This window comes from Pseudomonas sp. AU12215, assembly GCF_001675465.2.
Classification (GTDB): Bacteria; Pseudomonadota; Gammaproteobacteria; order Pseudomonadales; family Pseudomonadaceae; genus Pseudomonas; species Pseudomonas nitroreducens.
The window spans coordinates 1-6,673 of record NZ_MACM02000136.1 but is presented as its reverse complement, the minus strand read 5'-3'; the positions used below and the strand labels follow the sequence as shown (position 1 = coordinate 6,673).

Here is a 6,673-nt window from a genome sequence, read left to right as displayed (position 1 = left end):
GAGCGGTTTCACAACCCACGAATGCGTCGTAGAGTCGCCCGGCAAGATTTGAAGTTTTCAGCCCTTTTCAAACCGTCCGTGGAAATGGGGTAGAACCCAAGGCATTGGATATTTCCGTTTCGGAGGAGCAACGCCCCCGCGCTTTGCGCATTGCCAACGCTCTGCTTTGTGCATTGGAGGCACGTGGGTATCGGCTTGTGGAGGGGAATCGACACATTGAAGTCGAGATGTTCGGCGTGCGGCTGACATTAAGCATTGTCGAACCTACGACGCGTGCGGACTATGTACCCACCGAAGCTGAGAAGGCGGCAAAAGCTCGCGGAGGCTGGAGCTACTGGCCTCGTTATACATTTACCCCCACAGGCCGGTTGGAAGTTCGAGGCGATGGTAGTTACGGCGGATTGATTCGGGATGGTGTGCGGCAGCTGGTTGAGGAGCAGCTCAACAAGCTGATAGTGCTCATGGCTACGCGCGCCACTGAACTTCTGCGCTTTCGCGAGGAAAGAGCACGCGCTGAGGAGGAGTGGCAGCTCCAACGTCGCGACGCACTGGCTAGAAAAGCGGCACAGGAGGCGGAGCAGGAGAAGGTGGAGGCGCTCCGCGGCGCTGCCGGGCGTTGGCAAGAGGCGCAGGTGATTCGGGCTTATCTGGAGGTGCTAGAGCATAGTCAGGCTTCAAGCCTCCAAGGTTTGAGCGATGCACAGAGTGCATATCTGCGCTGGGCGCGAGCCAAGGCGGACTGGTTGGATCCGTTAGTTGATGCGCCGGACGCTCTTTTGGACGAAGTAATTCGAGTGCCTCATTGATCAGAGCGCTAGGTCTACCCAGTCAATGGAGCCTTTGTTATGTCCAAGTTGAGAACCTATCAGTCAGAGCCAGCGATTGCGTCAGGCGATTATTGGGAACAGCTTGGGATTCCCAGGCACGAGGCGGATCTTATCGCAGAGGTCCGAGCTGGGTTTGCCTTCATCACCCTGAAGCGTTTGGCTGCAATCTCGGGATTTTCGGAGTCAGACTTGGCAGAAATGGTGGGGTTGTCTCGATACGCTCTGGGGCAGGGACGCCGAAGGGGGCGGTGGTCGGTGCAGCAAAGTGATCGATTGCTTCGGGTCGTACGTGTTCTGGCGGCAGCCAGCGAGCTATTTGGCGGCGATCAAGTAGCCGCGAAGCGGTGGCTGACGCTGTCGCAGTTGGGCCTGGGAGGCGAGCTTCCTATCGCGATGCTCGCTACGGAGATAGAAGCGAACGCCGTCCTCCACCTCATCGGTCGGATTGAACACGGTGTTGTTTCCTGAGCCTGGAGCTGGTTACCAGCTAAAGGCCAAGGCTTTTTTTAAGGACATCCCAGGCTAAGTCAGGGCCGTAGCGTTTCACCACGTCGAAAATCTTTCCCAGGGCGTGAAGCTCATCTTCGGCATAGGGTAGGTGCAGGCACCCACCTGTCTTGAACACAAAGTGCTGGCTCAAATGTTCCAGTAGGTCGGCCGAGTGTTGGGTAGGTTTTCCTGTACTGTGGAATTGCACGTAATCAACCAGAGCGATGCTCGCCAGCTGGGTACCATCGACATTACTGATGCGATGGCGGTCGCCTTGCCACCAGACGCTGATCCAGTCGTCATCCAGGCTTTCGTCAATATCCAACTGCGGCAGCAGCAGTGTTCCATCGCGTAGTGAGCGGGCGCACCATAACTGCTCCACTTGCTCGTGCTGAAAAAGCGGCGTCAGGTTGCCAATAAAGTCGATGTACCGCTGGCTTGATTGGCCCATGAACAGCTCCTTATGGGAGGACGGATTTACGGGTGAGGCCACAGCCACAAGGCTTCGTCCCTTATTTTTCCCTAGTGCCTAGCAGATCGGCCGCATTTCATGATAACAAAGTGCAATCACTCGGATTCCATGGATGGATGAGGTCGAGTACCCCTGACATCCAGGATTTCAAACCGCTGGAGCTGTGCGATTAAGGAGGATGTATGGGTGGATCAGGTGGTGGGGGATGGGAACCTTCCGTTCCGGCAACTCGGTGTGACACGTTGTCGTTCACTGCAACAGTGAACTCGCCGCAGCCTGCGGCACTTGCGGCTGTAAGCGTCGGCGATATTCTTGATGTCGCCCTTTCACAACCTCCACATCAGAGTGTTCTGGTTGTGAAGCAGACGTCTACGGTGGGGGCTCTTACGGGCTCCAAAATCTCCTCGCTAGTCAATTGCCTCCAGAATGGTTACCGCTTTGAGGCCGAAGTGACAGGGCTGAATGGCGGTATCTGCACTGTTGAGGTTCGTCCGATATGAGCATGCAGCTGTCAATCGTAGGCGGCTGTTATGGCGAGGAATGCGCATTCCCGAGGCGCCAGTTGTTTCGAGGGAGTGCTGGTCGCGCCGCTGCCCTAATTTCTGGTCTAGGTGTCGAGGTTCGGCTGCACACGGTGCTGGGTAACGGCCTCGCGAAGGAGTTTGTAGGCCTAGCAGACCATTTTGGGTACGAGCTGATTGATACACCCAGCGATGCGGATGTCTGGTTTCGCTATCGCTTTCCGCTAGGGCGACCCGATAGGTACCCATCGGGAGATATCGCAGTAGAGCAACCCGTCGTCGTTGCCGAAAATATGCTGGTGTTCGGCATGATTGAAGGCCGTCCAGCGACTTATGCCGATCGAGTAGTTTATGACCCTCAGGACGGCAGTAAGTCGAAGCCTTATGCCGCAAACGGGTCTACTGCCAAAGAGCTGGCGATGGTCGTTTCCTATTCGGAAGGCCGAGTATTGACCGGCCAGAAGGAGCCAGAAGATATCGCAACAGCATTGCTCGATGAGCATGCAGCTCGCGTTGCTATCGTCAAATGCGGTCCTCAGGGGGCTCTAGTGAGGACGGTATCGGAATCCTTTTGGGTTTATCCATTCCCAACTAAAAACGTCTACAAGATTGGCTCTGGCGATGTCTTTTCAGCCGGATTCGCTTATGGGTGGATTTGCAGATCCATGAGCGTCAAAGATGCCGCCTGGTATGCGTCGCGACTGACCGCCCACTATGTCGAAACCGGTTCCGATAGGATCGACCCGTCTGTCGCCCACGACTTGGGGCTTGAGGCCAAACAGAGATCCAAGTTGGTTGGGGCGGGGAACCCACGGCCAGTGCCGAAAAGCTCTATCTATTTGGCAGGCCCGTTCTTCAATGTGTCTCAGCAATGGGCAATCGACGAAGCTCGATCTGCTTTGCAGGATATGGGGTTCAATGTGTTTTCCCCCATACACGACGTCGGGGTTGGTCCAGCCAAAGATGTGGCTCAGGCTGATTTGAAGGCGCTGGACGCTTGCAGCGTGGTGCTAGCAGTTCTCGACGGCCTAGACCCTGGGACCCTGTTCGAGGTGGGGTATGCTCGCGCGAAGGGTATACCGGTTATCGCCGTGGCTGAGTCTGCCGATCCGTCAGCATTGACCATGTTCATTGGTTCTGACTGCTACATCACCAACGATTTTACGACGGCTATTTACGTGACTTGCTGGACGCTCATGGGCGATGTCTAGGCTTCTCTTGTTATCCGGAGGAATTGATTCCATTGCCCTTGCGGCATGGCTTCGCCCCGAGCTGTGTCTAACTATTCGGTATGGGCAGCAAGCCGCTGACGCAGAAGTGCAGTCTTCGACTCACATTTGCCAGGAGCTAAAGCTTCGTCATCAGGTATTGGAGGTAGCCCACCCTTTGTTGGGGAGCGGCTGCATGGCTGGTGAGGCCTCTTCCCCTCATTCGCCCCATGAGGAGTTTTGGCCTTTCCGAAATCAGTATCTGATTACCCTGGCAGCGATGGTCGCGATCCAGTCTGGGCTGGGCGAGGTGCTTATTGGCACCGTTACAACGGACAAAAGGCATGCTGATGGGTCCCCCGAATTCCTCCAAGCCATAGATAAGGTAATAGGCCTGCAAGAGGGGGCCATTCACGTCCGTGCACCTGCCGCCGAACTAACGACTGAACAGCTGGTGCAGCAATCTGGCATTTCCATGGCAGTGTTGGCCTGGGCCCACTCCTGCCATACGTCTACGCTGGCTTGCGGTCGTTGTCCGGGGTGTCACAAACATTCTCAGGTCATGGCTAGCTTGGGCATGATGCGTTAGCAATCTTCAGAGGTTCCATGCCAGCTGCTGAGGCTCTGGAGGTGGGTCAGGGAGCCATTTTCCAGATTTGAATTTTATGGCATCCAAGGCAAAGCGTCCGAACGTCCGCATCTGATCCCAGATCAGGCAATCTAGAACCGCTGGACGTACGTTCATTGAGTGGCAAAATTCAATGTACTGCGACTCCATTGAGAAGTACTGCGTTTCAACTTTCTGTTCAGGTTGGAACAGGTCGCAAAGGACGCCGGCGCGGACGATGTGGATATCCAGGATCGCTACATCGTCCGCATCGAGAAAATTGCGCGCAATGAAACCAGCGGTCTTGGGGCCTACGCCTTTAATTTCCAGCAGGGTGTCGCGAAGGGACCGTCCAGCCGTCATGTCCAGCCGATCCTCTCGGATGTGTCGCATCGCGTCGGCCAGGAATTTTGCCTTCTGGTTGGGGTAGCGATAAGAAAGCGTCTTCTCTCCGACTTGCAGGGGGGAGCCAAGTATCTCCGTCCACTCAAAAGCGTCTATCGAGAGGGCTTCCATGAGCCCGGCTTCTTGGCACGCGGTGAATGCGGCACGCGCCATTTCAGCGGTAATTCCGTGGCCGCTGAGCAAGCAGAACGCGATTTCTTCAGCGAGTGTTCCCTGAGCACGATAGGGAGAATGCTGGCCATCTTCTAGGTTGTGCATCCAGATTTGAGATAGCCAGTACGCCGGGGTAAAGGCGCGCCAGTGTTCGCCCCAGCGAACTCCTGGTGTCACAAACTCGTCTGGCCCTGGTAGCTCACGGCAGTACTCTCGACCTTCGATGGAATAGATCACCTGTTGAGTCATAGCTGCGTAGCACCTTTGATCTCGTCAGAAAGCCAAGCATGCAGTGCTGCCTTCTCGGCAAGAGATAGCTTCCCTAGCCGCTCACGGAGCCGCCCCTGGCGCCGCCGAATGACTTCCCTTTCTCGGAAGTTGTCTCCTAGATGCCGGTAATCGTGAGGGATTTCGGGACGTTTGAAATTGAACCAAACGGTTTCGGTGCGCATGCCCGTGCGGGTACGCATCTGAAACTGATGCCTTTCCCAGTCAGCCAATTGATCTGCATAGAGTGGGTTGTCATAGCCTGAAATCAGGACCTTGCACGGGAGGCCCTTGAGCACGGCGAGTAGGTTTTCGTGGTCTTGGACGGCATAGTCATGCCGGTAGACGCGAGCGCGCCGACGAGTATCTGGATGGTAGGGCGGGTCTGCGTAAACCAGGGTGTCGGGAGACAGTGATTCTGCTTGAAGCCACTCAACGGCATCGCCGTGCACTACCTCACAGATGCCGTTGAACGCATCTTTGGTAGCGGCAATGACTTTCGCATCACGTTCTATGCCGATCTGACGGAGCGCCGGTTTTTTATGGCGCATGACCGCGCCGCCACCCAGATGGGTTTCTACGTAGACCTCGTGAGGAGGCATGAGGTTGATCAATTGGGCAAAGCAGGTGCCCTTTCCGCCGTCGTATCTCATGGCATGAGCATCGCTAGATTTGGCGATGGCGTCAATGCCCGGTCGTCTGTTCTGCTGGTACGGATCTCAATCGCTCTGCGCCTATTCCCGTACAAGAGGACTGGGTATAGTGGCGCTCTGCCGCTCGTGAAGCCGCGTCTCTGTCGTTCTGGCCGTAAGGGATCAACAAGTGCCTGCCGATATCTCCCGAACCCTCATCGTCAAAGCTGTCCGCTACAAAATTTCTAGGTCGACACCGGAAGAATGGGTTCGTCCGCTGCTGCAAGATGAGATCCGTAATGTCATGGCCAAGACACAGAACATTGGCATGAGGCACTTCCCGGATCCCGCAGAAAAGATTGAAAAAGGGCGGTTGTGCTGCTTCATCAACTCCTTCAAGGATTTGGGGGACGATGGGGTGCTGTTCACGGTTTGCTCTTATCACCACGGGCATGTACCTGAGTCCATCACTCCTGATCTGACCTCCCAGGAGGCCGAGATCAAAATTATTGAGCTGAAGGATGAGCAGGGGAATGCCGGAGAGCTGGTGCATAGCTATCGGTGTCTTGCGCTTGGCGAAGTCATCATCATTGAGTCAGTGCAGGGCGGCGGCGGTCCGGCAGGGTTGGAGAAGCTGCTGGGCTACCTTTTCCGTCGCTATCGCGACAAATCCCACCCCTTGGTCGATTTCTCGGATATTGCATCAAGCAATTTGCGAGAATTGATCCAGCGACGCGGTGGCGTGGACAAAATCACTGCTAGGCTGGCGACTGAAAGTAAGCATCAGGGAACGCAATATGGCGGTTTGCTAGCTAGCTTGTTGCACAAGGTTCCTGGTGCCCAGCAATGCAACGTCAGCTGGGAAAACAAGCATGGGACGCTTGATGAAGATCAGGCTGTTGCGTTGCTAGAGGAGGCCGATAGTGAGTCTCTGGCAGGGGTGACGCTTGGCGGCCGCAAAAACTGAGTGCAACACCCGACCATTTCGGTAAGGTGTTGCCCCATGTCCTATCACGAACTCAGCGCCACAGAGCGCGTCACGATCCAGATCGGCCTGTGCAATGGCTTCAGCCAGCGCAGGCTTGCCCGGCT

The 6,673-nt window shown here is 55.7% G+C and carries 9 protein-coding genes; 6 read left to right on the top strand and 3 right to left on the bottom strand.

All coding sequences use genetic code 11. The annotated features are described in order from the left end of the window. Nucleotides 1–104: 104 nt before the first annotated feature. Both A9513_RS17670 and A9513_RS17665 read left to right on the top strand, forming a co-directional pair. Complete coding sequence (locus A9513_RS17670) at nucleotides 105–806, top strand: hypothetical protein (protein ID WP_255302874.1); 702 nt, start codon at nucleotides 105–107, stop codon at nucleotides 804–806. Nucleotides 807–845: 39 nt separating this feature from the next. Then, nucleotides 846–1,295 carry an antitoxin Xre/MbcA/ParS toxin-binding domain-containing protein gene (locus tag A9513_RS17665; RefSeq protein ID WP_065327734.1) on the top strand — a complete coding sequence of 150 codons (450 nt, stop codon included), beginning with the start codon at nucleotides 846–848 and terminating at the stop codon, nucleotides 1,293–1,295. Nucleotides 1,296–1,314: 19 nt separating this feature from the next. Here A9513_RS17665 and A9513_RS17660 read toward each other — a convergent pair whose 3' ends face one another. Continuing rightward, nucleotides 1,315–1,767: a hypothetical protein gene (locus A9513_RS17660; RefSeq protein ID WP_065327733.1), complete on the bottom strand. Its 453-nt coding sequence runs from the start codon at nucleotides 1,765–1,767 to the stop codon at nucleotides 1,315–1,317. 517 nt (nucleotides 1,768–2,284) lie between these two features. Between A9513_RS17660 and A9513_RS17655 the strand changes: the two genes are divergently transcribed. Beyond that, nucleotides 2,285–3,520, top strand: coding sequence for a PfkB family carbohydrate kinase (locus tag A9513_RS17655; protein ID WP_065327732.1), 1,236 nt, complete (start codon nucleotides 2,285–2,287; stop codon nucleotides 3,518–3,520). After that, the gene (locus A9513_RS17650) at nucleotides 3,513–4,106 is read left to right on the top strand and encodes a 7-cyano-7-deazaguanine synthase (protein ID WP_065327731.1); all 594 of its coding nucleotides are present in this window, start codon (nucleotides 3,513–3,515) and stop codon (nucleotides 4,104–4,106) included. Before A9513_RS17655 ends, A9513_RS17650 begins: the two co-directional genes overlap by 8 nt. A 6-nt stretch (nucleotides 4,107–4,112) precedes the next feature. Here the strand turns inward: A9513_RS17650 and A9513_RS17645 are convergent, their stop codons facing one another. Then, nucleotides 4,113–4,931, bottom strand: a complete 819-nt coding sequence (locus tag A9513_RS17645; protein ID WP_141678454.1) for an 8-oxoguanine DNA glycosylase — start codon at nucleotides 4,929–4,931, stop codon at nucleotides 4,113–4,115. Further along, nucleotides 4,928–5,602 (bottom strand): DNA adenine methylase, encoded by a 675-nt coding sequence (locus tag A9513_RS17640; protein ID WP_065327729.1) that lies wholly within the window; start codon nucleotides 5,600–5,602, stop codon nucleotides 4,928–4,930. The genes A9513_RS17645 and A9513_RS17640 overlap by 4 nt, the downstream gene beginning before the upstream one ends. Nucleotides 5,603–5,771: 169 nt before the next feature. Between A9513_RS17640 and A9513_RS17635 the strand changes: the two genes are divergently transcribed. After that, a complete protein-coding gene (locus A9513_RS17635; RefSeq protein WP_065327728.1) occupies nucleotides 5,772–6,548 on the top strand; it encodes a hypothetical protein in 777 nt (258 codons plus the stop codon). A gap of 36 nt (nucleotides 6,549–6,584) precedes the next feature. Continuing rightward, nucleotides 6,585–6,673: helix-turn-helix domain-containing protein (locus A9513_RS35650; RefSeq protein ID WP_141678455.1), on the top strand; the 89-nt coding region annotated here is incomplete at its 3' end.